Origin of the sequence: Mesorhizobium sp. WSM4935 (genome assembly GCF_029625735.1) — a bacterium.
Classification (GTDB): Bacteria; Pseudomonadota; Alphaproteobacteria; order Rhizobiales; family Rhizobiaceae; genus Mesorhizobium.
Map to the genome: position 1 here is coordinate 487,540 of NZ_JARTVR010000002.1, position 25,586 is coordinate 513,125.

Below are 25,586 nucleotides of genomic sequence, written 5' to 3' on the forward strand. Positions count from 1 at the left end.
CCCCTTGCCCGGCAACGCTATGTCCGGCCAATCGCACATTTTTGTGGCGGCCTGGCGCCACGCCCGCGGTTGCGCAATTTCAGCGATTCGTGATGCAATCGTGCAACACAAGCCCGCCCTACAAAGCCAGAGAACGGTTAAGAATCAGATCACCCAAGGTGCGTAGACCGGCCGGCTGACAGCGATCATCTCGGCGACGCGGCCGCGCTCGCGGCGCCGGGTCTCGACGATCTCGAAGGCCGTGTGGTCGGAAAGCAGCCGGCGCAAGGCAGAGGCGTTCATCCGGTGGCCGCCGCGATAGGAGCGGAAACAACCGATGAAGCGCGCGCCGGCCAGCGCCAGGTCGCCCATTGCATCGAGCGTCTTGTGGCGGGCGAATTCATTGGGATAGCGCAAGCCCCCGACATTGATGACGCGGTTGTCGTCGCCGATGACCAGCGAGTTCTCCAGCGATGAGCCGAGCGCGTAGCCGGCGGCCCAAAGCCTTTCGACGTCCTTCATGAAGCCGAAGGTCCGCGCCCGTGCAATATCGCGGCGGAAGATGTCGGGATTCATGTCGGAGGCGAATTGCTGCCGGCCGATCGCCGGGCTTTCGAAATCGATCTCGACCTCGAATCGCGTGCCGTCATAGGGGCGGAACTCCGCCCAGGACGCGCCGGCTTCCACGCGCACCGGCTTGACGACACGGATATAGCGGCGCTTCACCGCCAGCGTCTCGATGCCGGCCTGGTCGACGGCTTCGACGAAAGCCATGGCGCTGCCGTCGAGAATCGGGACTTCCGAACCGTCGATCTCGATGACGAGATTGTCGATGCCGAGGCCGAACACCGTCGCCATCAGATGCTCGACCGTGCCGATATGCTCGCCGGCCGGATCGCCAAGCATGGTGCAAAGATCGGTGGCGCCGACTTCCGCGACCAGGGCACGGAACTCGCGGATCTGGCCGCCATTCGAAAGATGGAAGACGATGCCCGTATCGGCGTCGGCCGGCAGAAAGTGAACGGTGACGGTGTTGCCGCTATGAACGCCGATGCCAGTCAGCGTCGCGCGCGATTTCACTGTCGTCTGATAGTCGTGCAAGAGTAACCCCATACCGCCCAAAATGCCTGCGTCCGCTCAATCGGCCTTGGGTATCTTGCAGCCAGGTGCTGGCCTGGCGCTCGCATAGGATGCGGCAAAATAAGCAAGAGCATGCGGCTCTGTGTGATCGGCAGGCAGGGCTACTCCCCGAATCCCGGCAAACCGACTTTAGTCCGTGGCGAAGATAATGGCCTGCCTTGGAGACTCCAAATCACGGTTTCTTACCCCGTGTAACCACGGGAACGTGTCAGAAAATTCCCCCAACCATTTGTTTTACAAGTGACTTTCGAAAAGCGACAGGCAGACGATTTCTCGTCTGCCTGTTAACAACCATTATATATCGTTAACGACCGGCGGTCCGCCCTATCAGTCAGTTGGCCTGGCGGCGCAGGAAGGCCGGAATCTCCAGCTGGTCGTCTTCCTGGACCGTGCGGGCCTGCGGCGTCAGCCGGCCCTGATCGTCGAGCTGGCCACGGCGCGGCGCGTAGAGCTGCGGATCCTGGCTGGCGAGGCGGCGCATCTCGGGCGCGGCCTGGCGCAGCTTCGGCTCGCGCGGCTGCGCCGGCTGGAGCCGGGCCGGCTCTTCCTCGCGGCGGGTAAGGCCGTTGGTCAGCCGCTTGATCAGCCCCATCGGACCGCTGTTCTCATGGTCCGCAGGCCGGGTCTTGGCTTCGACCTCAGCCCTCACTACCGGCGGAAAGTCTTCCACGCGGGGCATGCGCTGCGGGGCCGCGGCCACCGGCTGCGGCATCTCGCGCTGCGGCGCGGGCTGCTGCATGACCTGCTGCGGCACCACCGGCTGCGGCTGCGGCTGGGCCGGCGGAGCCTGGAAGATCTTGCTCTGCGGCCGGAAGTCGTCGACCGGCGCAGGGCGCGGCTGCGCCATGGCGGCGGCGTTCGCCTCGGCGAGCTGGATCGCCTCCGCCACCGGATCGACCGCGCGCGGTTCGTAGGCCTGCGGCTGAACCGGTGCGGGACGGATTTCAGCGACCGGAGCCGCCGCCGGACGGGCGGCCGGCTTCTGCGGCGCGCGGATCGAAATCGGCGCAGCCGCGATTTCGGCCGCCGACTTGTCGATGCCGGTGGCGACGACCGACACGCGGATCACGCCTTCCAGCTCCTCGTCGAAGGTGGCGCCCAGGATGATGTTGGCGTCCTGGTCAACCTCCTCGCGGATGCGGGTCGCGGCTTCGTCCACCTCGAACAGGGTGAGGTCGCGGCCGCCGGTGATCGAGATCAGCAGGCCCTTGGCGCCCTTCATCGAGGTTTCGTCGAGCAGCGGGTTGGCGATAGCGGCTTCCGCCGCGGCCATCGCGCGGCCCTCGCCCGAAGCCTCGCCCGTGCCCATCATCGCCTTGCCCATCTCGCGCATCACCGAACGGACGTCGGCGAAGTCGAGGTTGATCAGGCCTTCCTTGACCATTAGGTCGGTGATGCAGGCGACGCCCGAGTAGAGCACCTGGTCGGCCATGGCGAAGGCATCGGCGAAGGTGGTCTTGTCATTGGCCAGCCGGAACAGGTTCTGGTTGGGGATGACGATCAGCGTATCGACGCATTTCTGCAGTTCCTCGATGCCCATGTCGGCCGTCTTCATGCGGCGCTGGCCCTCGAAATGGAACGGCTTGGTGACGACACCGACGGTGAGGATGCCCTTCTCGCGCGCCGCGCGGGCAACGACCGGAGCAGCGCCCGTGCCGGTGCCGCCGCCCATGCCGGCGGTGACGAAGCACATATGGGTGTTGGAGAGGTGATCGATGATCTCGTCGATGCACTCTTCCGCCGCCGCGCGGCCGACTTCCGGCTGCGAGCCTGCGCCGAGGCCTTCGGTGACATGCGCGCCGAGCTGGATCAGCCGCTCGGCCTTCGACATGGTCAGCGCCTGCGCGTCGGTGTTGGCCACCACGAACTCGACGCCGCGCAGGCCGGCTGTGATCATGTTGTTCACGGCATTGCCGCCGCCGCCGCCGACACCGAACACGGTGATGCGTGGCTTGAGCTCGGTGATGTCCGGCTTCTGCAGATTGATGGTCATTGTCTCCGTCCTTTGCCTTTCCCGCCGCCTCGCCGCTGCGGCCGCCTATGGGGCTGTCCCCGTCAAATTAAAAACTGTCTCTCAACCACTGACTCATGCGATGCAGTTTTCCGCCCGTTCCGGTCATCCTGAAACCGGAAAGTCCTTTCGCCGAATGGCTCTCGAAGCTCGCCATCTGCGGATAGATCATCAGTCCGACCGGTGTCGAGAACGCCGGTCCCTTGGCCGCTTCCGGCAGGCCCGCAACGCCCAGAGGCCGGCCGATGCGAACATTGCGCCCGAGAATGCGGCGCGCCGCTTCCGGCAGGCCGGCGAGCTGGCTGGCGCCACCGGTGAGCACGACGCGCTTGCCGACGGCATTGCCGTAGCCGGACTTGTTCAGCCGGTCGCGCAGAAGCTCCAGCGTCTCGTCGATGCGGGCGCGGATGATGCGCGTCATCACCGAGCGCGGGATCTGCAGCGGTACATCGCCCTCCTCGCCGATCGGCTGGATCGAGACGAGGTCGCGATCATCCGCGCTGCCGGGCAGCGCCGAGCCATGCATGACCTTCAGCCGCTCCGCGGCATCGAGCGAGGTCGACAGCCCCTTGGCCATGTCGAGCGTCACATGGTTGCCGCCGATGGCGATGGCGTCACCATGGACGAACTTGCCTTCCGAGAAGACCGAGATGGTCGTCGTGCCGCCGCCCATGTCGATGCAGGCGGCGCCCATTTCGAGCTCGTCATCCACCAGCGAGGCAAGCCCGCTGGCATAGGGCGTCGCCACCATGCGCTCCACCGACAGATGCGAGCGGTTGATGCAAAGCTCGAGATTGCGCATCGGCGCGGCATCGCCCGTCAGCACATGCATGTCGACCCCAAGCGTATCGCCCACCATGCCGCGCGGATCGCGCATGCCACGCTCGGCGTCGAGCGAGAAGCCGACCGGCAGCGAATGGATCACCTCGCGTTCGGCTCTCAGCGCCTGCTTGGCGCCTGCTGCGAGCACGCGCTTGATGTCGACCTCCTCGACCTGATGGCCGCCGAGATTGATGGTCGCCGAGAAGGCCTCGCTCTTAAGGCGGCCCGCCGTCATGTTGACGATGAGGGAATCGACCGTGAGCCCTGCCATGCGTTCGGCCGCGTCGACGGCAAGGCGAATGGCATGCTCGGCGCGGTCGAGGTCGACGACCACGCCCGACTTGACGCCCTGCGACTTCTGGTGACCGATGCCGATCACCTGGATGCGGTGTGAACGTCCGCGCAAAAGCTTGCCGTCCTCATTGGGCTTCAGCTTCGCCACCACGCAGCAAACCTTGCTGGATCCGACATCGAGCACGGTCAGCGTGCCCGACCGGCGCGAAGATGCGTCACCGCTGCCGCCAAGCCAGCTCATATCTTGGTCTCCGCCTTGCGCTTGGCCAGGTTCTTCGGCTTGTCGCTGAGCGCGGCTTCGCGCTGCGTCGCCGCCTCCGGCGAGAGCTCCACCACCAGCCGGTCGGAAAGCCGCATGTCGACGGCGGCGATGTCGCGCGTCAGCAACCCGTTGTTATGGTCGATCTTGACCAGCTCCGCGATCGCCTGATCCTCGCCGTCTTCCGGCAGCTTGATCGTGATGCCGTTTTCCAGCCTCAGGTCCCAGCGGCGCTCGCCGACCCGGATGTAGCCTTTGACCCGCGCCGCGAGCTCGGGATAGCGCTTGATCTTGTCGAGAAAGGCCGGCGCCATCGCCGGCGCGCCCGCGCCGATGATCAGCGGAAGCAGCGCCTGCTTGCCGCCAGAGAACGGCACGATCACCTCGCCAGACCGCTCGATGACCGAAACCGAAGTGCCCTGCTGCCAGAGCGCGAAGGGTTCGCGCTCCTGGATGCGCACTTCCAGCGTATGCGGGTAGATTTTGCGCACCGCCGCGCCCTCGACCCAGGGCAGCGTCGCGATGCGCTCACGCGCGGCCTCGGCATCGAAGCCGATCAGCGAGGTCCAGCCGTCGAGGCCGAGCCGGTCCAGCACATCGATCTCGGAGGTCTGGCGGTTGCCGACGACCTTGATCTGGTCGACGGCAAAACCGGTGCGCGCCGTCACGCCCTGCACGACGCTGTCGGCATAGCCGCCGAGATAGGCGCCATAGGCGCTGCTCGATGCGATCAGCGCGGCGGAAAGGATTGCCGCCGAAAAGCGCGGCGCCTCGTACTCGCCGCCGCACAGGCGCGCCAGCAAGCGCACCGGACGGCGGAGCTGACGCGGCAACACGAAACGGTCGAATGACAGCGACATGCCGAACAGCGCGGACCGAGCCGCACCGCCGCCATTACCCTGTCCCCACCTCAACGCAGACACGAAGCGTCCTCCACCATCCAACTCAACAAATCGCCGAACGAGTGTCCCGCTTGCGCGGCGATTTCAGGCACCAGAGACGTCGGCGTCATGCCCGGCTGAGTGTTGACCTCGAGCCAGACAACCTCGCCGTTTTCGGAGTGACGGTCGTCGTAACGGAAGTCCGATCGGGAAACGCCCCGGCAACCAATGGCAAGATGAGCCTTGAGGGCCAGTGTCTGTATTTTTTGGTAAATATTCGGTGAAATTTTAGCAGGGATTTGGTGTTTTGATCCGCCGGGAACGTATTTTGAATCGTAATCGTAGAAGGAATGCCCGGTCGGGATGATCTCGCAGACGCCGAGCGCCACATCGCCCATCACCGCGCAGGTCAACTCGCGCCCATGGATGTAGCGCTCGACCATGACGGTCTCGCCATATTGCCATTCGGTCGAGCCGATCACCTGCGGCGGATGCGACTGCCCTTCATGCACGATGACCACGCCGAAGCTCGATCCCTCATTGACCGGCTTGACCACATAAGGCGGCTTCATCGGATGCCTGTTCCGCACGGTGAAGCGGTTGACCACCTTGGATTCCGCCACCGGGATGCCGGACGCCTTGGCAATCTTCTTGGCCTGCTGCTTGTTCATGGCCAGCGCCGAAGCGAGCACACCCGAATGGGTGTAGGGAATTGCGAGATATTCGAGAATTCCCTGGATGGTGCCATCCTCGCCGAACGGACCGTGCAGTGCATTGAAGGCGACGTCGGGCTTAAGTTCGGCAAGCACAGCCCCGACATCGCGCGAAACATCGACGCGGGTAACTTGGTAGCCTTCACTCTCGAGCGCATCCGCACACGCCTTCCCCGAGGACAGAGACACGGGCCGTTCCGAGGAGAATCCTCCCAGGAGCACAGCCACATGTTTCTTCTTCATTCCCGTCACCCCTCTCACGCCGGGCCTGCAACCGATATTCCCGCACCGCATTTCCGAGCATTGAGTCCGAGTCTTCCGGCAGGTTGCCCCCCCAGACGGAAAACGCGGCTGAACGCGTCGAACGACTCAAATCAGGAAACGCTTTAGGGCAGAGAATCAGAGAGTTGATTCGCTGGCAAGTACCTATGATTCCGAGAGATTCACTTTCCGCGAAAACAAGCGAGAAAAGTGTGTTGTTGAGTCTTTGCGGCAACGGTTGACGCCGCCGCAGGGCACGGAAGTTCAAGTACTACTTGAACGTCACAGGGAGCCGAGATGTGGCGAGATTCAGGTCAGGCCGAGCCGCCATTCGCAGGCCGGTCTCACCTGAATATCAGCGCACCTCAAAGGAGCTGGCCGAGGAACTCCTGCACCGCGTGGCCCGGCCTGAAATTGCCAAGCCGCTTGATTTCCCAGTGCAGCCGGATGCCGGAATTCTCGAGCACCCGCGCCCGCACCGTCTCGCCGAGATATTCGAGGTCGTAGCCGGTGGCCGTGCCGGTGTTGATCATGAAGTTGCAATGCATAGGTGACATCTGCGCGCCGCCGATCATCAACCCGCGGCAGCCGGCCTTGTCGATTTCCTTCCAGGCCGAACTGCCTTCCGGATTCTTGAAGGTCGAGCCGCCGGTCTTCTCCCTAATCGGCTGCACCGTCTCGCGATGGTTCTGCACCGCATCCATCGCCGCCTTGATCGCCGCCTTGTCTTCGGGAAACCCTTCGAAAACGGCTGAGGTGAAGATCAGCCCCGAAGGCGCGGATGAGTGGCGATAGGCATAACCCATATCGGCGTTGCTCAGCGTATGGAGATTGCCGTTGCGGTCCAGCGCCCTTACCTCGACGACCCGCTCGCGGGTCTCGACGCCGTTGGCGCCGGCATTCATCCTGAGCGCGCCGCCAACCGCGCCGGGGATGCCGTGGTAGAAATGGAAGCCGCCGATACCGGCTTCGTAAGCCACCGCGGCGACACGTTTGTCCGGCGTTGCCGCTCCCGCCTTGATCGTGGTCGGCCCGGTAGCCTCGGCCTCGCCGAAGCCTTTGGCCGAGAGCCTGACGACGAAACCGGAAATGCCGCCGTCGCGCACCAGAAGGTTCGAGCCGACGCCGACCACCATGACGGGTATTTCTTCCGGCACGGCGCGCAGGAAGGCAGCGAGGTCTTCCTCGTCGGCCGGCTGGAACAGCGCCTCCGCCAGGCCGCCGGCCCGGAACCAGGTGATCTTGTCCATTTCGGCGTTCGGCGTGACGCGGCCGCGCAGGCCGGAAAGCTTGTCGCCGAGCTTATCGATCAGGTCCTGGCCGCGCATCATGAGGGCATCCCCCCAAGTTCCTTGGGCAGCGCATAGGCCCATTGCGTGATGTTGCCGGCGCCGAGGAAGACGACGAAATCGCCAGGCTTGGCAAGCTCGCGAATGACGGGCGCGATTGCCGCCTGACCATCGATATAGCGTGCGTCGCGGTGCCCGCCGGAGCGGATGCGCGACACCAGCGCGTCGGACGTCACGCCTTCGATAGGTTCCTCGCCGGCCGCATAGACCGGCGCCACCATGACCGTATCGGCGTCATTGAAGCAGACCGAGAATTCCTCGAAGAGGTCATGCAGCCGGGTGAAGCGATGCGGCTGCGCGATGGCGATCACCCGCCCCTTGGTCGCGCTGCGCGCGGCCTTCAGCACCGCCGCGATCTCGACCGGATGATGGCCGTAGTCGTCGAACACCTCGACGCCGTCCCAGGAGCCGGTGTGGGTGAAGCGCCGCTTGACGCCGGCGAATGAGGACAAGCCTTTCTTGATCGCCTCGGCCGACAGGCCAAGCTCATGCGCGACCGCGATCGCCGCAGTGGCATTGGAGACATTGTGCCGGCCCGGCATCGGCAGACGCAGCCCCGCGATCGTCGTCGCGCCGCGGCCCTTTCGGTCGCGGATCACCACGTCGAACTCTGACGCCGCCCCGTCCATGCGATGGTTGGTGAAGCGCACGTCGGCCTGCGCGTTCTCGCCATAGGTGATGACGCGCCGGTCCTCGATGCGGCCGACCAGCGCCTGCACTTCCGGATGGTCGGTGCACATCACGCCGAAGCCGTAGAACGGCACGTTCTCGACGAACTGGCGGAAGGCCTCGCGCACCTTGTCGAAGCTGCCATAGTGGTCGAGGTGCTCGGGATCGATGTTGGTGACGACGGCGATGTCGGCCGGCAGTTTCAGAAAGGTGCCGTCGCTCTCGTCGGCTTCGACCACCATCCACTCGCCGTCGCCCATGCGCGCATTGGTGCCATAGGCGTTGATGATGCCGCCATTGATGACGGTCGGGTCGAGCCCGCCGGCCTCGAGCAGCGTCGCCACCATGGAGGTGGTCGTCGTCTTGCCATGCGTCCCGCCGATGGCGACGGCCTGGCGGAAACGCATCAGTTCGGCCAGCATCTCGGCCCGGCGCACGACCGGCAAAAGCTTCTCGCGCGCGGCTTTCAGTTCCGGGTTGGACTTCTTGATCGCGGTCGAAACGACCACGACTTCGGCGTCGCCGAGATTCTCGGCCTTGTGGCCGACAAAGCATTCGATGCCTTTGTCGCGCAGCCGCTGCACATTGGCGCCGTCGGCCTGGTCGGAGCCCTGCACCTTGTAGCCCAGATTGTGCAGCACCTCGGCGATGCCGCTCATGCCGATGCCGCCGATGCCGATGAAATGCACAAGGCCGATCGTCTGCGGCATCTTCATGGGCGCGTCCTCCTGTAGTCCGAAACCGTTTTGCCGGACGCAATAGCCTCTGTCAGATCGGCGAGCAACCGCGCCGCGTTCGGTTTCCCGGCCGAGCGGGCGGCGGCAGCCATGGTCGCCAGCCGGTTCGGATCCTTGATCAACCCGCCGACGAGTTCGGCGATCCGCTCCGCCGACAGCGTCGGCTGCGGATGGAGCTCGGCCCCGCCGGCGGCGGCAAGGGCCGCGGCATTCGCCGCCTGGTCGTGGTCGAGCGCGTGCGGATAAGGCACCAGCAGCGCCGGCCGCCCGATGACGGCGATTTCCGAAACCGTCGAGGCGCCGGAGCGCGACATCACCAGATGCGCCGCCCCAATGCGCGCCGCCATGTCGGTGAAGAAGGGCGAGACCTGGGCGTCGACGCCGAGATCGGCATAGGCCGCCTTTACCCGCGCCACATCCTCGGCCCGCGCTTGCTGGGTGATGACCAGCCGATTGCGCTGGTCTGGCGGCAGCAGCGCGATCGCCGCCGGAAGGGCATCGGAAAAGAATTGCGCGCCCTGGCTGCCGCCGAACACCAGGAACCGAAACGCCTCGCCCTCGTTCGAGGCGACATAGGGCGCCTTCGCCGCTTCGAGGATTTGCGGCCTGACCGGATTGCCGGTGGTCACCGTCTTTGCGCCGGCGGCGCTCGCCCCTTCCGGCAGGAAGCCGCCGGCTATCGCGTCGACGCGGCCGGCGAGCGCCTTGTTGGCGCGGCCCATGACGGCGTTCTGCTCATGGATCAGCGTCGGCACTCTTCGCCTTGTCGCCGCATAGAGCGGCGGCAGCGTCGGATAGCCGCCGAAGCCGACGACCGCCTCTGGCTTGATCCTGGCGATCACCTGGCTGGCCTCACGCACACCCTGCCAGATTTTCCAGAAGGCCGAGAGCATGGCGACCGGGTTCTTGGAACCCAGCGTGGCCGAGGGGATCGTGTGAGTGTCGGCTGCCGGGAAATGGCGGGAATAGCGTTCGGCGCGTTGGTCGGTGGCAAGATGCACCTTCCAGCCGCGGTCGATCAATTCATGCGCGAGCGCCTCGGCCGGAAACAGATGTCCGCCCGTTCCACCGGCTGCTAGGAGGATAACACCCTTCGCCATCCTGCCTCATTCCGCCGGCATTGCGCGCTGCGAAAGGACGAAGCCCATCTGCTTGCGCTTTTCCGGCCGCTTGCGCGTCAATGCGAGCACCATGCCCATCGAAATGGCGATGGCGATCTGCGAGGAGCCGCCATAGGAGATGAAGGGCAGCGTCATGCCCTTGGCCGGCATCAGCTGCAGGTTCACGCACATGTTGATGGCCGATTGCAGGCCGAAGACGGTGACGAGGCCTCCCACCGCATAACGGGTGAAATCATCGTATTCCTTGAGCGCGATGCTCAAGCCGCGCAGCACGATGAAGGCGAAGATCGACATGATGAAGAAGCACATGATCAGCCCGAACTCCTCGCCGGCGACCGAGAAGACGAAGTCGGTATGAGCATCCGGAACAATGCGTTTGACGGTTCCCTCACCCGGCCCGACACCGAACCAACTGCCGTTGATCAGTGCCTCGCGGCCCATGTCGACCTGGAACGTATCGCCTTCGCCGGTCAAAAACTTGTCAATGCGCAGGGCAACATGCGGGAACACCGAATAGGCGGCGAACAGGCCGCTTGCCCCGACGATGCCGAGAGCCACGATCCACAGCCACGGCAGGCCGGCCATGAAGAACATGACGCCCCAGGTGCCGGTCACCAGCATGGTTTGACCGAGATCGGGCTGCGCCACCAGAAGCGAGATAACCAGCGCAAGCAAAAGCATGGCGAACAGATTGCCGGGAATGTCGGGCTGGCGTTTGTGCTCGGCAAAGAGCCACGCGCAGATGATGACGAAGGCGGGTTTCAGGAATTCGGACGGCTGGATGGAAAGACCGGCGAGCGACACCCAGCGACGCGCGCCCTTCACCTCGACGCCGATGTAGAGCACCGCCACCATCAGCACCAGCATGATGCACAGCATCACCAGCGACATGCGCCTGATCTGCCGCGCCTCCAGGAAGGAGACCGCAAGCATGACGATGAGCGCCGGGATGGTGAAGATGACCTGCCTGGTGGCGAAGTGAAAGCTGTCGAGGCCGATACGCTCGGCCACCGCGGGGCTCGCCGCGAAGGACAAAATGATGCCCAGTCCCATCAGCGACAGGAACGCCGCCAGAAACCAGCGATCGACGGTCCACCACCAGGTGGCGACAGGACTTTTGTCGAGACGGCTTTGCATCAACGTGGCCCTCCGATGGATTTCACACCGTCAATAGCATTCGCAGCTTGCCTGAAGGCTTCGCCGCGAACTTCGAAATTCTTGAACTGGTCGAAACTGGCGCAGGCCGGCGAAAGCAGCACCACGGCTTCGCCGCCGGGGTCGTTTGCCGCGTCATGAGCGGCATGTTCCACCGCCGCCGCAAGCGTTCCCGATATCTCGTAGGACACGGCCTCGCCGAGCGTCGCCGCAAAGGCCGGCGCCGCCTCGCCGATCAGATAGGCCTTGGCGATGCGTGGGAAGAAACCGCGCAGCGGCTCGATGCCGCCTTCCTTCGGCAGGCCGCCGGCGATCCAGTAGATGCGGTTGGCAAAGCTCGACAGCGCTGGCGCTGCCGCATCGGCATTGGTCGCCTTGGAATCGTTGACGAACAGCACATGGTCCTTGCGGCCGACCTGCTCCATGCGGTGCGCGAGCCCCGGGAAGCTTTCCAGCCCGGCCTGGATCTCGCCGAGCTCGAGCCCGACTTTCAGGCAGGCGACGACGGCGGCCAGCGCGTTCTGCGCGTTGTGCTGGCCGCGCAGCGAGCCGATGCCCTCGAGGAAGGCGACGCGGCTGTAGCGGCCATGCACCGCTTCCATCAGGTTGGTGCCGTCGGCGAAATAGCCGTCGGTCAAAGGCAGCCGCTTGGAAATACGAACGACGGGCCGGCCGGCGCGTTCCAGCCGGTCGGCGATCTGGGCGCACCAGGAATCGTCGACGCCGACGATCGCGGTGTCGCTGCCGGCAACCAGCCGCTCCTTGATCGAGGCGTAATGCGCCATCGTGCCGTGCCGGTCGAGATGGTCGGGCGTGAGATTAAGCAGGATGCCGGCGGTCGGATTGATCGAGGGCGCAAGGTCGATCTGGTAGGACGAGCACTCGACCACATAGTGCCGCTGAGGCTCGGGCGGATCGAGCGTCATGACGGCGCGGCCGATATTGCCGCCCATCTGTGTATCGCGCCGGGCAGACTTCAGGATATGCGCCGTCAGTGCCGTCGTCGTCGACTTGCCGTTGGTGCCGGTGATCGCAATGAAGGGTGCTGCCGGCGCGCCGCTGTTGCGCTCGCGGCAGAACAGCTCGATATCGCCGATCACCTCGACGCCGGCGCCGCGTGCGAGCTCCACCGTCCAATGCGGCTTCGGATGCGTCAGCGGCACGCCGGGCGACAGCACGAAGGCGGCGAAGCGAGGCCAGTCGGCTCCGCGCAGGTCGCCGGTCGCAATGCCCGCAGCGGCCGCCTTGGCGACGCTGTCTGGATTGTCGTCCCAGGCGAGCACCTCGGCGCCCCCCGCGATCAGCGCATGCGCGGTGGCGATCCCCGAGCCGCCGAGCCCGAAGAGCGAAACGCGTTTGCCGGAAAAGGAAGCGGCGGGGATCAAGCAGCGAATCCTATCTGAGCTTGAGGGTGGAGAGGCCGACTAGCGCCAGGATGACGGCGATGATCCAGAAGCGGATCACCACCTGGCTTTCGGTCCAGCCGAGCTTTTCGAAATGGTGATGGATCGGCGCCATCAGGAAGACGCGCTTGCCGGTCATCTTGAAGTAGCCGACCTGGACGATGACCGACAGGATCTCGACCACGAACAGGCCGCCGACGATGACCAGAACGATCTCGTGCTTGGTGGCGACCGCTATGGTGCCGATCAGCCCGCCCATCGCCAGCGAGCCGGTATCGCCCATGAAGATCGCGGCTGGCGGCGCGTTGAACCAGAGGAAGCCCAGACCCGCGCCGATCACCGCGCCGAGCACGACTGCGAGCTCACCGGTGCCGGGCACGAAATGGATCTGCAGATATTCGGCGAACACCGCGTTCCCCGACAGATAGGCGATGACGCCGAAGGATGCCGCCGCGATCATGATCGGCACGATCGCCAGCCCGTCGAGGCCGTCGGTCAGGTTCACCGCATTGCCCGCGCCGACGATGACGAAGCAGGAGAACGGCACGAAGAACCAGCCGAGATTGATCAGGAATTCCTTGGCGAAGGGGAAGGTCAGCGACGACGAGAACGGCGCCTGGCCATTGTGCATGATCACCCATGCGGCGATTGCCGCGATGATGAACTCGATCGCCAGCCTCGCCTTGCCGGAGAAGCCCAGATGCGACTGCTTGGTGACCTTGAGATAGTCGTCGTAAAAGCCGATCGAGCCGAAGCCGACGGTGACCAGAAGCACCACCCAGACATAGATCGAGGAAAGGTTCGCCCATAGGAGCGACGAACCGATGATGCCGGACAGGATCATCAGCCCGCCCATGGTCGGCGTTCCCGCTTTCTTGAAATGCGTCTGCGGGCCGTCGGCGCGGATCGGCTGACCCTTGCCCTGCCGCAGGCGCAGCGAGTTGATGATCGTCGGCCCGAAGATGAAGACGATCAGCGCCGAGGTGATCAGCGCGCCGCCGGTGCGGAAAGTGATATAGCGGAAGACGTTGAAAAGCGAGATCTTGTCCGCGAAGTCGACGAGCAGTGTGAACATGGTCCTTCCGTCCCCCGGAACCCGACCTCAAGTCGGCTTAACGTTTGTGGCTTCCGCCGGAAATTTGCCGAGCAACGCCTCGACCAGCTTTGAAAACCCGATGCCCTTCGACGATTTGACCATCACCACGTCGCCGGGTCTGAGCGCGGAGATCACAATCGGCTTCAGCTCCTCGGCTCCCGCCCTATACTCCGTCTGGATGTCGGCGGGCAAAACCTCGGCCAGCGCTTGCATTTCCGGCCCGCCGAGAAAGACGTTGCGCGTGCCCGTGCCGACGATCAGCTCGGCAAGCGCCGCGTGGAGCTTGGCCGAATGGCTGCCGAGCTCCAGCATGTCGCCGAGCACCGCGATTCGCCGCCCCTCGCCCGAGACGGGCGTGGCGTTGAGCAGCGCCATGGCCGCCGCCATCGATGCCGGATTGGCGTTGTAGCTCTCGTCGATCAGCGTGATCGGCCCGTTGGGATGATGCAGGACGTGGCGCCGGCCGCGCCCGCGTTCAGCCGAAAGGTCCGCAAGCGCGGCCGCGACCTTGTCGATATCGGCGCCGACCAATTGCGCGGCGCCAAGCACCGCCAGCACGTTCTGCACGATATGGCGGCCGGGCGCCCCAACACGGGCCGTCACGTCCTTCTTGCCGATCTTGACGGCGATGTCGGAATGGTCGGCATGAAGCTCGCAGCCGACAAGGCGGAAGGCCGAGCGGACATTTTCGCCGAAACCGAAAACATGCTCGACGCCCGCGTCCTTCGCCATTTTCCCGAGCAGCTTCCAGCGCGGATCGTCGCGGTTGAGCAACGCGGCGCCGCCGGGCTCGATCCCCTCGAAAATCTCGGCCTTGGCCATGGCGATCTCGTCGAGATTCTTGAAGAAGCCGAGATGGGCGGCGGCAATGATCGTCACGATGGCGACATGCGGCCTGACCATCTTGACCAGCGGCCTGATCTCGCCCGGATGGTTCATGCCGATCTCGAAGACCGCGTAGTCGCAGTCCTGCGGCATGCGCGCCAGCGTCAGCGGCACGCCCCAATGGTTGTTGAACGACTGCGCCGAGGCATGCACCTTGCCGACCGCCGACAGCACATGGCGCAGCGCTTCCTTGGTGGTCGTTTTGCCGGCCGAGCCGGTGACGGCGATGATCCTGGCCTTCGAGCGGGCGCGGGCCGCGACGCCGAGCTTCTCGAGGGCCGCAAGCACGTCCTGCACGACGATCATCGGCGCCGTCAGCCGACCGAGCGAAGGCAGCTTGCCCTCGGCGACGACCAGCACGGCCGCTCCGGCCTTGACCGCCGCTGTCGCGAAATCATGGCCATCCATCGCCTCGCCCTTGATGGCGAAGAAGGCGTCTCCAGGCTCCAGGCTGCGGCTGTCGATCGAAACGCCGGTGATGCCCTCCGGCAGCGAGCCGATCGGCCTGCCGCCCATCGCTTCGACCAGCGCTTCCGACGTCCACAGCAGGTTCATGCGGCGCGCTCCTTCAGCGCATCGCGCACTTCCTCATGGTCGGAGAAGTGGAAGGTTTCGGCGCCGATGGTCTGCCCCTCCTCATGTCCCTTGCCGGCGACGATGAGCGTATCGCCGGCGCGCAGCATCGCCACCGCCTCGTGGATCGCCTTGCGGCGATCGCCGATCTCGATGGCGCCCGGCGCGGCGGCGAGGATCGCCGCGCGAATGGTTTCGGGGACCTCGGTGCGCGGATTGTCGTCGGTGACGATGACGATATCGGCGAGCCGCGTCGCGATCTCGCCCATGATCGGCCTTTTCCCCCGGTCGCGGTCGCCGCCGCAGCCGAACACCACGACGACACGGCCGGTGGTGAAAGGCCGGACCGAGGTCAGCACATTCTCCAGCGCATCGGGCTTGTGCGCATAGTCGACATAGACGGGAGCGCCGGCGGCGGTGGTGCCGACGAGGTCGAGCCGGCCCGGCGCGCCCTTCAATTTCTCCAACGCCGCCAAGGCCTTGGCCGCGGGCGTTCCTGTCGCGATGGCAAGGCCGGCCGAGACCAGCGCGTTGGCGATCTGGAAATCGCCGGCCAAAGGCAGGTCGACCTCATGCAGCACGCCGTCCGCCACGATTTCGGCGCGCTGGCGATGGCGCTCATGCTCCACGCGCTTGAGCGTCAGGAAATCGCCATGGCGGCCGACGGTCAGCACTTTCAGGCCCGCTGCCTTCGCGGCTTTGATGGTCGGCTCCGACCAAGGGTCGTCGGCAAAGACGATCGCTGGCGCGCCCTTCGGCAACAGCGTGTCGAACAGGCGTAATTTGGCGCGGTGATAATCCTCCACCGTCGGATGGTAATCCATATGGTCGCGGCCGAGATTGGTGAAGGCGCCGGCCGCCAGCTTCACGCCGTCGAGGCGGCGCTGGTCGAGGCCGTGGCTCGATGCTTCCATCGAGGCGTGGGTGACGCCCGCGTCCGCCAGTTCCTGGAGCAATCGGTGCAGCGCCACCGGATCGGGCGTCGTCAGTGAGCCATATTCGTTGCGGCCGGGCGCCACGACACCGGTCGTGCCGATCGAGGCGGCCACAAAACCCGCCTGCTCCCAGATCTGACGGGTGAAGGCGGCGACGGATGTCTTGCCGGCAGTGCCGGTGACGGCGACCATGGTCTCCGGCTGGCGGCCGAAGAAGCGCGCCGCGCTGAGCGCCAGCGCCAGGCGCGGATCGTCCACGGCGAGAACCGGGATCGACAGGCCGGAGACGCTCGTGCCCCTGCCGGTGATGATCGCCGCCGCGCCGCGGCTTGCGGCGTCGGCCGCATAGGCCGAGCCGTCGGCCTTGCTGCCGGCAAGCGCGAAGAAGACGACGCCGGTCTTGACCGCGCGGGAATCGGAGGAAAGTCCGGTCACCTCCAGATCGGGGGAAGCTGCTCCCTCGACAGGCAGGATACCGGCTAGATCTTTTAGATGCATTGAGTCCCGTTCACCGCAACAAAATAGCGCGCAGTTGCCGGCGCGCCCGAAGAATCACTGATAGGAAACCAGCGTTGCACCATTTTCATGGCTGAAATCTGGCTTCACGCCAAGCATGGCCGCAGAACGCCTGATGATATTGCCGGCCATAACCCCCGCATTATTGGCGGCAACGTCCGTCATGCCAGGTTTTTCCGGATGCGGCGCGTCGGCGATCGTGAATACCAGAAATTGCGGATCGTCCATCGGGAAGGCGGCGACAAAGGTGTTGAAATTCAGATCCTTGGAGTAGCGGCCATTGATGACCTTCTCGGCTGTTCCGGTCTTGCCGCCAACGCGGTAGCCGGGAACCCTGGCGTTTCTGGCCGAGCCCTTCTCGGCATTCAGCGTGTAGAGATAGCGCATGCCTTCGACGGTCTTGTCGCTGACCACTTTCTTGGCCACCGCCATTGCCTCCTCCTCACTGCGGACCAGGAAGGTCGGCTCGATCAGATAGCCTTGCATCAGCGCCGCGCATCCGACAGCGGCCTGCAGCGGCGTCGTCGACACACCATGGCCGAAGGCGATGGTGAACGAATTGACCTGTTTCCAGACCTTCGGTTCGGTCGGGCGCGCGACCTCGGGCAATTCGGTCTGCATCCTGTCCAGAATGCCAAGGCGGTGCAGGAATTCGCGGTGGCCCTCGATGCCGACCAGCTCGGCCTCCCTGGCCGACCCGATGTTGGACGAATACAGGAACACTTCCGGCAGCGACAGCACGCGGTTCTTGCCGTGGAAATCGTGGATGGCCTGATGACCGACCCGGATCGGATGCGATGCGTCGAAGCGGCTGTTCATAGTCGCCTTGCCGGAATCGAGCGCCATGGCCGAGGTGAAGCTCTTGAAGGTCGAGCCCATCTCGTAGAGGCCCGCCGACATGCGGTTCAGCCGGTCCTTTTCCTGCGCGTTATAAGGATTGTTCGGATCGAAGTCCGGCACCGAGGCCATTGCCATCACTTCGCCCGTCTTGATGTTCAGCACGACGGCGCCGGCGCCCAATGCGCGATAGCGCTCCAGGCCGGCCGCGATTTCGTCGCGCACCACATGCTGGACGCGCAGATCGATCGAAAGCCTGACCGGCTTGAGGTCCTTGGCCACGGCCAGGCCCGACGCTTGCAGGTCGCTCAGCCCCTGCTCGTCGATATATTTCTCCATGCCGGAGATGCCCTGGTTGTCGATATTGGTCAAGCCGACGATATAGGACGATGTCTCGCCGCTCGGATAGAAGCGACGCTTTTCGGTGCGGAAGCCGAGGCCCGGGATGCCCAACGCCAGTATGTCGGCCTGCTGCTTCGGCGTCAGCTGGCGCTGCAGCCAGACGAAGCCGGCGCCGCTCTTGAGCTTGCGATAGGTCTGCTCGTAGTCGATCTCCGGCAGCACGGTCGACAATTTCTCGATCGCTTCGTCGGCGTCGACGATACGGCGCGGCTCGGCGAACAGCGACGCCGTCTTGATGTCGGTCGCCAGCACCTCGCCGTTACGGTCGACGATATCCGGACGTGATGCCGTAACCCGGCTCTCCGGGCCGCCCGAAAGATCCGGATTCTGCAGCCCGAGATAGACGAGCCGGCCGGCAATGGTCGAATAGATGGTGAAGAACACCGCCATGGTCATGACGATGCGCGTCCTTGCTTTGCCGCCCGTAGCCTTTCGGGCGGCATCGACGACGATCGAGCCGTCCTCAGCCTGCCTCTTTCGGCGCTTCAGCAGGTCACGGATCCTTGGAAGCCTGCTGATCATTGAACGGTGCTCCCGGTGACCACTGGATCCTTGCCGTCCGCCGGCTCCTTGCCCGAATTGTCGGCCATGCCGCCAAGGCGCTGCGAGGAGAGGTCCTCGATGGTTACGGGTTTCACGGGAATGTCGTCGAGGTTGCCGATCTGGTGCGCGTTGATCGGTTCGAGCCCGAGCTGGCTCTTATAGACATCGGCAAGCTTCTGCAGCCGCGAAGGCTGCGTGAGCAGGCTCCAGTCCGCCTTGAGGAGATCGATCGTTTCTTCCTCGTAGTGGATCTGCGCCTGGATCTTCTGTACCGCAGCCAGTTGCTCTTCGGCTTCCCGCTTCGTCTTGTAGGTCAGGGCCGCGGCCGAGACCATGACGGCGATCAGGACTATGTCGCTGGTACGAAACACGTGCTCACCTCTCCCCCGGCCGCTCGATGGCGGGAAGCTTTGGAAGGCCGAAAATCGAAAAATCGCCGGCGCGCGCCGACGCATCGGTGCGTATCGCCGCGCGCAGCCTTGCCGAACGCGCGCGCGGATTGGCGCCCAGCTCGGCCTCTCCCGGCGTTACGCCGCCGCCGGCCTTGCGGAAGGTCGCGACGCGCGCCGGCGCATCGGGCATGTGCCGAGAGCCGCCGGCAACCTCGGAACGGTCGGCGATGAAGCGCTTGACGATGCGGTCCTCCAGGGAATGGAACGTCACAACGGCTAGTCGTCCGCCGGGCTTCAGCACACGCTCGGCGGCGAGCAGCGCCCTCGCGAGCTCGCCAAGCTCGTCATTGACGAAGATGCGCAGCGCCTGGAAGACGCGCGTGGCCGGATGGATCTTGTCCTTCGGCCCGCGTCCGATATGCGTTTGGATGGCATCGGCGAGATCGAGCGTGCGCTCGAAAGGCTTCTTCTCGCGCCGGCTCTCGATCATCCGCGCGATGCGGCCGGCATGGCGCTCCTCGCCGAGAAAGCCGAAGATGCGGGCAAGGTCGCCGGCCTTGAAGGTGTTGACGACGTCGGCCGCGGAGATGCCGGCCTGCGCCATCCGCATGTCGAGAGGCCCGTCGGCGCGAAAGGAAAAGCCGCGCTCGGCCTGGTCGAGCTGCATGGACGAGACGCCGATGTCGAGAACCACGCCATCGGCGCTTTCGACGTGCTCGTCCAATGTCGAGAACGGCGCCTGGACCAGTTTCAGCCGGCCGCCGGCCCGTTCCTCAAGGCCCCTGCCCGCCGCGATCGCGTCCGGGTCGCGGTCGATGGCGACGACCGAAGCGCCGCGATCGAGGACAGCGCTGGTGTAGCCGCCGGCGCCGAATGTCCCGTCGATGATGGTATCGCCGGCTTTCGGCGCGAGCGCGTCGAGCACCTCGGCAAGGAGGACCGGAATGTGACGGGCCAGTCCGCCAACGGCGTGAGGGTCATCGCCGTGGCCAGCCATCATTCCGATCGCTCCCCGGGCTTCGTCCCCTGCCGAAGCTGCAAAAGCCTGGCCCGCGCCTGCGCCCCATATGCCGCAAGCCGCCCCGGCTCCCAAACTTGAAAAAAATTGCCGCGGCCGACAAACGCCACCTCGTTCGAGATGCCCGTATGCTCGCGGATGAAATCGGTCATGGTGATACGGCCGTCCTGGTCGAGCTTGAGGAATGCCCCGTCGCCATGGCAGAAGAACGACATGTCGTCCGCCGTCTGCAGAAAGGGATCCTCCAGCGCGATCCGTTGCTCGTAACGGTCTAGCAGATCGAGCCCGCCCACATCCATGGCCGGCAGGTCCAGGCAGCGAAGCGCGTAGAGTTCCGAATAGCCGCGTTTCTGCACCACGGCGCGGAAATGCGCCGGAACGGATACCCGCCCCTTCGCATCGATCCTGTTCACCGCATTTGACAGAAATCGGTCCAATGAACGCTACAGCCGCTTCCGCCGCCGTACCCCTTCCCATGTTGTTCTCCGCGCCGCCGCGCTCGCGACAAATCCCTTCGTTCACCGGGGCGAAAACCGGCAAACGCGCAGCCGCCGCGGCTGCCCGATTGGCGTACGCTTCACCCTGACGCGGAACGAAAGCTTGATCGAGATGGGATATCATGGGGTACTATGGGCGTCAACGGGAACAGGCATCACAAACACACGCGCCACAACCAGAAAGCGCAGGCTGACGGCACGTCTCGTCTTTATCGTCTATTAAGCCTAACGAAGCGTTTAGAGCCCTCTGGCCCAAAAAGACGCAGCTTGCTGCGGACGGCCGGCGCGCATAGCGTCGGTCCAAGTTTTCTGCCCTGACCGAGGATCGAGTTGATGTCCGAAACTGCGAAGTCACGCGCCGCGACACTTGCCCATCTGCGCAGCGCCGGTTTTGCCAAGGGCGATCCCATCCCCTTGCCGCTGACCATGGCCTCGATCTTCCACGCGCCTGGCGACGCGACTGGCTTCGATCAATATGGCCGCTTCAGCAACCCGACCTGGCATGCCGTCGAGCATGCGCTCGGCCATCTGGAAGACGCGCAATGCGTTGCCTTCCCGTCCGGAATGGCGGCGATTTCCGCGGCTTTCTTTGCGCTTGTCAAATCAGGCGACCGCATTCTTCTGCCGTCGGACGGCTATCACACGACGCGGGCTCTGGCCGAGCGTTTCCTGAAACCGCTCGACGTCGCCTATGAGGTGAGGCCGACGGCAAGCATGCTCGATGGCGGCTTCACGGGTTACCGGCTGGTTTTTGTCGAGAGTCCTTCAAACCCTCGGCTGGACATCTGCGACATCGCCGCCGTCGCCAAGGCTGTCCATGCGCAAGGGGGGATTCTGATCGTCGACAACACGACGATGACGCCCTTCGGCCAGCGTCCGCTCGATCTCGGCGCCGACATTGTGGTTTCGGCCGACACCAAGGCGATCAACGGCCATTCGGACGTTCTCTTCGGCCATGTCGCCAGCCGTGATGCCGACATCGTCGCCAGAGTGAAGGATTGGCGCGAGACGGCCGGCGGCATTCCCGGACCCTTCGAGGCCTGGCTTGTGCATCGCGGCCTCGAGACACTGGAAGTGCGCTTCGATCGCATGTGCTCGTCGGCCGAAACGATCGCGCGGCGGCTGAAAGACCACCGCGCCGTAAGCGGCCTGCGCTTTCCAGGGCTCGAAGGCGATGCCTCGCACAATCTGGCGCGTGCGCAGATGGAGCGCTTCGGCTTCCTGATTTCTTTCGAACTCGCCTCCGAAGAACAGGCCGAGGTGTTCATCGATGGTTGCGCACTGATTGAATCGGCAACGTCCTTCGGCGGCGTGCACACATCGGCCGAGCGGCGCTTGAAACGCGGCGACGCCGTGCCGCCGGGCTTCGTCCGCCTGGCGATCGGCTGCGAGCCGGTCGAGGAACTTTGGAAGGCGATCGAAGCGTCGCTGGACAAGATCGCCGGCTAGTCCCGCTATATCAGATCGTCAGCCTCGATTTTGCGCCGACCGTGCAGCACGCGCAGGATTTCGACCGCCTTGTCGTCAATCCGATAAAACGTAAGATACTCCCCGACAACGAGGTGGCGAACGCCTGGCAAGATGTCATCGCGCGGTGCACCCGATCGGGGATGAAGGGTCAGCAAATCCCATCGCCTCTGAAGGGTTTCCACAAAACGGACAGCGGCGTTCGGGTTGCGGGCGGCGATGTAGTCGCCGATAGTTTCGAGGTCGACCAATGCCTGTGGAAGCAGGCGGTACTTCACTCGTCAGCGCCTTTGGCTTCCGCCATCTTCGCATATTTGGCGCGCAATCGCTCCATTAAGGGGGGACCGTCCAGCGCCGGTCCGCTGTCGATGCCTTCCTGAACCAGTTCCCGCAATTCCTCGACAGTATAGCCGAGTAGGTCGCGCCGCTCCTTCCATTGCCTGAGCGCATCGCGGATCACTTCGCTGGCCGAGGCGTATTCGCCGGCGGCGACGACATCGTCGACCGCGGCTGCCAGTTCCGGGGAAAGCGTGATGCTGCGTTTGTCGACATGGCCCATGATGCACTCCTGCTCTTCCTCAAAGGTACGATTTAATCGCACCGGCTTCAAGCAACAGTCATCGCGTCCAGGGCGACTGCGCCCTGACGTGGAATCAAAAGGCACGCCTTCTGGCGTAACCTCTGATCCCGTTCAGCTATCGCTACGAGAAAATGCCAGCTGGCCTGTAAGCCGGGTTCTGTATGGCCCTCGCCTTGCGACGAGAACGTGGCGGCCATTCATCTTGGGCGCATGTTGCCACGCACCTCACGCAACCTACCCGGACGGTGGGCCGGAAACAGCCCTCGAAGGTTTCCCCTCGCACCGCCCCTATTCGGTTTTGCTCCCGGTGGGGTTTGCCGTGCCGCTCCTGTTGCCAGTCGCGCGGTGGGCTCTTACCCCACCCTTTCACCCTTGCCGCGGCAATGCCGCGGCGGTTTGCTTTCTGTGGCACTTTCCCTGGGGTCGCCCCCGCCGGCCGTTAGCCGGCACCGTGTCTCCATGGAGCCCGGACTTTCCTCGCCCGCAGCCTTTCGGCTCTCGCGAGCGCGGCCGCCCGGCCAGCTGGCAAGCGCGTATAAAGGGATTCTCACTTGAAAACGCAAACGAAAAAGCTCGGTGAGCGCCCGAAGCGCCGTGGATCTGGACAACGACATGCATCAAACAGACACGCGTTGCCCAAATCCACTTCGACGGGGGCTCAGGCCGGCGAACCCAGCGCGGCCATCTGCACCTTGACCTTGCTGCAATAGGCGGCCGAAATCGGATTCATCCGTGTCGCGCCATGACCGGCATTGTATTTCAGGATCGTGCCGCAGGTGGTGCCGCCACCGAGATCTCTCGCCATGGCGAGATACTTCATGCCGTATTTGATGTTGGTGTCGGGATCGAACAGCCCCTTGGCCGAACCGGTGTAGCCCATCATGCGCGCCGTGGCGGGCTTGATCTGCATCAGGCCGATCTCGCCGGCGCTGCCGACCATGTTCGGCCTGTAATTGCTTTCGATCTTGATAACGGCACTGGCCAGCGACACCGGCACGCCATAGCTCGCAGCATAGCGGGCAATGATCGCCGAATACTGGCCGTCCCCCGTGGCTGGCGACGACAAAGCCGGCTTCTCAGGGCGGATGGAAGCTGTCGCGGTCAAGTCGATGGTCTGCCGGCTGCGCTTCGAATTGCGCCTTGCCGGTTTTTTCGCCGCTTTGGCCACAGCGACCTTCTCCACCTTGGTCGGGGCGGTTCTTTTGATCTTTGAACCCGTGGCGGTCGGGCTTGCCTTCGGTGCCGCGGGAGCGCCAGCAAAGCCATTGTCGGCCCGCGGGCTCAGAGGGGCGCCGTTCGCTTGATTGAAGGCAAGAGTCATCATTCCGGCAGCAACGGCTGCCGCTACAACGGTCAATCTTTGCATCTAGTCCTGTTCTGTTAGAGCCGCGCGAAGAACTTCGCGCAGTTAGGTGAACTCAACATCGGACATCTTTGGGGGATAGACGCCCGACAACTTGCGGGAGAGGCATTTGGAGGCGGAATTGGCGGCAATGAAGGCAGCGCAATTCACTTTAAATGACAGATTGTAATTTACGGAACTTATCGCGACTTTTTGACGGTGGCTGCTTCTACGGAAGCCAGGAGCCGTTCCAGCGTGCGAATCGTCGAATTGTCCGCCACACCATCGACCAGGCGCCGCCGGAAATGTCGCTGGAACGCCGCCACGACGATTTCCGTCTGCTTGTCGTATTCGCCCGATATCTCGACGCCATAGCCATACAGTGCCAGCATCCACTGAAGCGCTTCAACGTCGGAGCCGGTATCGCCGGCCTTCAGTGCGGCCCCGGCCTTTATCGCCGCCGCCGGTACAAGATGTCCGACACCGGCCGCGAACAGCGCCTTCCAGGGAAATTTTTCGCCAGGATCGACCTTGCGGCCCGGGGCCACGTCCGAATGCGCGAGCACCCTTGCCGCGGGGATCGAATAACGGCCCACAATACCCGCGCACAACTGGATGACGGCGCCGATCTGCCGTCTGGGGAAAGCCTTGTAGCCCAGCGAATGCCCGGGATTGGCGATCTCGATGCCGACCGAACAGGAGTTGATGTCGGTACGCCCGAGCCAGGAACTCTTGCCGGCGTGCCAGGCGCGGTCGCTCTCGCGCACCATCTGCACGATGCGGCCGTCTTCGTGGACAAGATAGTGCGAGGACACCTCGCTTGCCGGATCGCACAGCCACGCCTCGGCGCCGGCGCCGCTTGCCATGCCGGTATAATGCAGCACGATCATATCGGGCCGGAGCGTCTCGCGGCGCGGGCCGAAATTCGGCGAAACCCGGACCTCGGCACCTGGCTGGTCGGGCAAAAAGCCGCTCATACGTGCCTGAGGCCCCGCTCAATCATTTCATAGGCGGCATTGATTGCCGCGACCCTGGTCGTGGCGATCTTGATGAATTCCTGCGGCAGACCCCGCGCGATCAACCTGTCCGGGTGATTGTCGGAGATCAGCTTGCGATAACGTTTCCTGACCTCTTCGAACGGCTTGCCGCGCTCGATGCCCAGAACGACGTAAGGATCGGCGGCGCCGAGATTGACGTGCCTGGACAGGATCGCCTCGTAATGCACCTCGTCGATCCGAAAGATCTCGGCAATCCGGTGCAGGAACTGCCCTTCCCGCTCATGGATGAGCCCGTCCGCCTTGGCGATATGGAACAGGCCGTCGAGTATGTCCTCCAGCATCATGCAGTTGGCATGGCCGGAACCGCAGAGCTGCGCCATACGCTGGGCATAGATCTCGAAGCCGGCGATGTCCCGCTTGGCGATATCGTAAAGCCGCGCCACGTTGCGTGTCTCGCTCGGCGGTACCTCGAAGATTTCCTGGAACGCGCGCACCTCGTCCTGCGTGACGATGCCGTCGGCCTTGGCCATCTTGGCTGACAGCGCGATCATCGCCACCGAGAAGGCCACGCGCCGCCGCAGATCCGGATCGCCGGAAAAAACGGTGCGCACGGCTTCCACGACATCCGCGACACCCGAGGACGCCGAGGACGAAACACGAGCGATGAAGTCGCCAAGGCGGTCCCAAATCGACATGCCGGCTTCATAGTGC

23 protein-coding genes and 1 other RNA gene are annotated in these 25,586 nt (G+C 64.3%); 1 reads left to right on the forward strand and 23 read right to left on the reverse strand.

What is annotated here, in order from left to right:
* Positions 1-144: 144 nt before the first annotated feature.
* The 17 genes from lpxC to mraZ form a co-directional block, all read right to left on the reverse strand.
* Positions 145-1,092 carry a UDP-3-O-acyl-N-acetylglucosamine deacetylase gene (gene lpxC, locus P9273_RS06625; protein WP_040995789.1) on the reverse strand — a complete coding sequence of 316 codons (948 nt, stop codon included), beginning with the start codon at positions 1,090-1,092 and terminating at the stop codon, positions 145-147.
* Between the two features lie 358 nt (positions 1,093-1,450).
* A complete protein-coding gene (ftsZ, locus tag P9273_RS06630; RefSeq protein ID WP_278048168.1) occupies positions 1,451-3,112 on the reverse strand; it encodes a cell division protein FtsZ in 1,662 nt (553 codons plus the stop codon).
* Between the two features lie 67 nt (positions 3,113-3,179).
* Positions 3,180-4,487, reverse strand: a complete 1,308-nt coding sequence (gene ftsA, locus P9273_RS06635) for a cell division protein FtsA (protein ID WP_040995793.1) — start codon at positions 4,485-4,487, stop codon at positions 3,180-3,182.
* Positions 4,484-5,428, reverse strand: coding sequence for a cell division protein FtsQ/DivIB (locus tag P9273_RS06640; RefSeq protein WP_278048169.1), 945 nt, complete (start codon positions 5,426-5,428; stop codon positions 4,484-4,486). Before P9273_RS06640 ends, ftsA begins: the two co-directional genes overlap by 4 nt.
* Positions 5,416-6,342, reverse strand: a complete 927-nt coding sequence (locus P9273_RS06645) for a D-alanine--D-alanine ligase (protein WP_278048170.1) — start codon at positions 6,340-6,342, stop codon at positions 5,416-5,418. The genes P9273_RS06640 and P9273_RS06645 overlap by 13 nt, the downstream gene beginning before the upstream one ends.
* A 383-nt stretch (positions 6,343-6,725) precedes the next feature.
* Positions 6,726-7,691, reverse strand: coding sequence for a UDP-N-acetylmuramate dehydrogenase (gene murB, locus P9273_RS06650; protein ID WP_278048171.1), 966 nt, complete (start codon positions 7,689-7,691; stop codon positions 6,726-6,728).
* Positions 7,688-9,094, reverse strand: a complete 1,407-nt coding sequence (gene murC, locus P9273_RS06655; protein WP_278048172.1) for a UDP-N-acetylmuramate--L-alanine ligase — start codon at positions 9,092-9,094, stop codon at positions 7,688-7,690. Before murC ends, murB begins: the two co-directional genes overlap by 4 nt.
* Positions 9,091-10,215 carry an undecaprenyldiphospho-muramoylpentapeptide beta-N-acetylglucosaminyltransferase gene (murG, locus tag P9273_RS06660; RefSeq protein ID WP_278048173.1) on the reverse strand — a complete coding sequence of 375 codons (1,125 nt, stop codon included), beginning with the start codon at positions 10,213-10,215 and terminating at the stop codon, positions 9,091-9,093. The genes murC and murG overlap by 4 nt, the downstream gene beginning before the upstream one ends.
* A 6-nt stretch (positions 10,216-10,221) precedes the next feature.
* Positions 10,222-11,373, reverse strand: coding sequence for a putative lipid II flippase FtsW (gene ftsW, locus P9273_RS06665; RefSeq protein WP_278048174.1), 1,152 nt, complete (start codon positions 11,371-11,373; stop codon positions 10,222-10,224).
* Complete coding sequence (gene murD / locus P9273_RS06670; protein WP_278048175.1) at positions 11,373-12,776, reverse strand: UDP-N-acetylmuramoyl-L-alanine--D-glutamate ligase; 1,404 nt, start codon at positions 12,774-12,776, stop codon at positions 11,373-11,375. The genes ftsW and murD overlap by 1 nt, the downstream gene beginning before the upstream one ends.
* A gap of 10 nt (positions 12,777-12,786) precedes the next feature.
* On the reverse strand, positions 12,787-13,869 hold the full coding sequence (gene mraY, locus P9273_RS06675) for a phospho-N-acetylmuramoyl-pentapeptide-transferase (protein WP_040995810.1): 1,083 nt from the start codon (positions 13,867-13,869) through the stop codon (positions 12,787-12,789).
* Between the two features lie 27 nt (positions 13,870-13,896).
* Entirely contained in the window at positions 13,897-15,330 is a 1,434-nt protein-coding gene (locus P9273_RS06680; protein ID WP_278048176.1) for a UDP-N-acetylmuramoylalanyl-D-glutamyl-2,6-diaminopimelate--D-alanyl-D-alanine ligase, read from the reverse strand.
* Entirely contained in the window at positions 15,327-16,781 is a 1,455-nt protein-coding gene (locus P9273_RS06685) for a UDP-N-acetylmuramoyl-L-alanyl-D-glutamate--2,6-diaminopimelate ligase (protein ID WP_278048177.1), read from the reverse strand. The genes P9273_RS06680 and P9273_RS06685 overlap by 4 nt, the downstream gene beginning before the upstream one ends.
* A gap of 54 nt (positions 16,782-16,835) precedes the next feature.
* Positions 16,836-18,560: a peptidoglycan D,D-transpeptidase FtsI family protein gene (locus P9273_RS06690; RefSeq protein WP_278048178.1), complete on the reverse strand. Its 1,725-nt coding sequence runs from the start codon at positions 18,558-18,560 to the stop codon at positions 16,836-16,838.
* Positions 18,557-18,952 carry a cell division protein FtsL gene (gene ftsL, locus P9273_RS06695; RefSeq protein WP_278048179.1) on the reverse strand — a complete coding sequence of 132 codons (396 nt, stop codon included), beginning with the start codon at positions 18,950-18,952 and terminating at the stop codon, positions 18,557-18,559. The genes P9273_RS06690 and ftsL overlap by 4 nt, the downstream gene beginning before the upstream one ends.
* Before the next feature lie 4 nt (positions 18,953-18,956).
* Positions 18,957-19,973 carry a 16S rRNA (cytosine(1402)-N(4))-methyltransferase RsmH gene (gene rsmH / locus P9273_RS06700; RefSeq protein ID WP_278048180.1) on the reverse strand — a complete coding sequence of 339 codons (1,017 nt, stop codon included), beginning with the start codon at positions 19,971-19,973 and terminating at the stop codon, positions 18,957-18,959.
* Positions 19,970-20,428 carry a division/cell wall cluster transcriptional repressor MraZ gene (gene mraZ / locus P9273_RS06705; protein ID WP_071031719.1) on the reverse strand — a complete coding sequence of 153 codons (459 nt, stop codon included), beginning with the start codon at positions 20,426-20,428 and terminating at the stop codon, positions 19,970-19,972. Before mraZ ends, rsmH begins: the two co-directional genes overlap by 4 nt.
* Positions 20,429-20,821: 393 nt before the next feature.
* Here mraZ and P9273_RS06710 point away from each other — a divergent pair, with 393 nt between their 5' ends.
* Positions 20,822-21,937 carry a cystathionine gamma-lyase gene (locus P9273_RS06710; protein ID WP_278048181.1) on the forward strand — a complete coding sequence of 372 codons (1,116 nt, stop codon included), beginning with the start codon at positions 20,822-20,824 and terminating at the stop codon, positions 21,935-21,937.
* A gap of 5 nt (positions 21,938-21,942) precedes the next feature.
* On the opposite strand, the gene P9273_RS06715 is transcribed toward P9273_RS06710, so the two are convergent.
* From P9273_RS06715 to P9273_RS06740, 6 genes are all read right to left on the reverse strand, one after another.
* A complete protein-coding gene (locus P9273_RS06715) occupies positions 21,943-22,233 on the reverse strand; it encodes a type II toxin-antitoxin system RelE/ParE family toxin (RefSeq protein WP_278048182.1) in 291 nt (96 codons plus the stop codon).
* Entirely contained in the window at positions 22,230-22,514 is a 285-nt protein-coding gene (locus tag P9273_RS06720; RefSeq protein ID WP_278048183.1) for a type II toxin-antitoxin system ParD family antitoxin, read from the reverse strand. Before P9273_RS06720 ends, P9273_RS06715 begins: the two co-directional genes overlap by 4 nt.
* Positions 22,515-22,665: 151 nt before the next feature.
* Positions 22,666-23,061, reverse strand: an RNA gene (gene rnpB, locus P9273_RS06725) — RNase P RNA component class A.
* A 132-nt stretch (positions 23,062-23,193) separates the two neighbouring features.
* Complete coding sequence (locus tag P9273_RS06730) at positions 23,194-23,901, reverse strand: lytic transglycosylase domain-containing protein (RefSeq protein ID WP_278048184.1); 708 nt, start codon at positions 23,899-23,901, stop codon at positions 23,194-23,196.
* 176 nt (positions 23,902-24,077) lie between these two features.
* On the reverse strand, positions 24,078-24,854 hold the full coding sequence (locus P9273_RS06735; RefSeq protein ID WP_278048185.1) for an N-acetylmuramoyl-L-alanine amidase: 777 nt from the start codon (positions 24,852-24,854) through the stop codon (positions 24,078-24,080).
* Positions 24,851-25,570 carry a J domain-containing protein gene (locus P9273_RS06740; protein ID WP_040996215.1) on the reverse strand — a complete coding sequence of 240 codons (720 nt, stop codon included), beginning with the start codon at positions 25,568-25,570 and terminating at the stop codon, positions 24,851-24,853. The genes P9273_RS06735 and P9273_RS06740 overlap by 4 nt, the downstream gene beginning before the upstream one ends.
* Positions 25,571-25,586 lie beyond the last annotated feature (16 nt).

Coding starts and splice junctions, on each gene's coding strand:
- lpxC (WP_040995789.1), bottom strand. CDS start 1,092: ATGGGGTTACTCTTGCACGACTATCAGACGACAGTGAAATCGCGCGCG.
- murG (WP_278048173.1), bottom strand. CDS start 10,215: ATGGCGAAGGGTGTTATCCTCCTAGCAGCCGGTGGAACGGGCGGACAT.
- P9273_RS06645 (WP_278048170.1), bottom strand. CDS start 6,342: ATGAAGAAGAAACATGTGGCTGTGCTCCTGGGAGGATTCTCCTCGGAA.
- P9273_RS06740 (WP_040996215.1), bottom strand. CDS start 25,570: ATGTCGATTTGGGACCGCCTTGGCGACTTCATCGCTCGTGTTTCGTCC.
- P9273_RS06720 (WP_278048183.1), bottom strand. CDS start 22,514: ATGGGCCATGTCGACAAACGCAGCATCACGCTTTCCCCGGAACTGGCA.
- P9273_RS06680 (WP_278048176.1), bottom strand. CDS start 15,330: ATGAACCTGCTGTGGACGTCGGAAGCGCTGGTCGAAGCGATGGGCGGC.
- P9273_RS06710 (WP_278048181.1), top strand. CDS start 20,822: ATGTCCGAAACTGCGAAGTCACGCGCCGCGACACTTGCCCATCTGCGC.
- P9273_RS06735 (WP_278048185.1), bottom strand. CDS start 24,854: ATGAGCGGCTTTTTGCCCGACCAGCCAGGTGCCGAGGTCCGGGTTTCG.
- mraY (WP_040995810.1), bottom strand. CDS start 13,869: ATGTTCACACTGCTCGTCGACTTCGCGGACAAGATCTCGCTTTTCAAC.
- ftsZ (WP_278048168.1), bottom strand. CDS start 3,112: ATGACCATCAATCTGCAGAAGCCGGACATCACCGAGCTCAAGCCACGC.
- ftsA (WP_040995793.1), bottom strand. CDS start 4,487: ATGAGCTGGCTTGGCGGCAGCGGTGACGCATCTTCGCGCCGGTCGGGC.
- P9273_RS06685 (WP_278048177.1), bottom strand. CDS start 16,781: ATGCATCTAAAAGATCTAGCCGGTATCCTGCCTGTCGAGGGAGCAGCT.
- P9273_RS06690 (WP_278048178.1), bottom strand. CDS start 18,560: ATGATCAGCAGGCTTCCAAGGATCCGTGACCTGCTGAAGCGCCGAAAG.
- murB (WP_278048171.1), bottom strand. CDS start 7,691: ATGATGCGCGGCCAGGACCTGATCGATAAGCTCGGCGACAAGCTTTCC.
- murC (WP_278048172.1), bottom strand. CDS start 9,094: ATGAAGATGCCGCAGACGATCGGCCTTGTGCATTTCATCGGCATCGGC.
- rsmH (WP_278048180.1), bottom strand. CDS start 19,973: ATGATGGCTGGCCACGGCGATGACCCTCACGCCGTTGGCGGACTGGCC.
- ftsW (WP_278048174.1), bottom strand. CDS start 11,373: ATGCAAAGCCGTCTCGACAAAAGTCCTGTCGCCACCTGGTGGTGGACC.
- P9273_RS06730 (WP_278048184.1), bottom strand. CDS start 23,901: ATGCAAAGATTGACCGTTGTAGCGGCAGCCGTTGCTGCCGGAATGATG.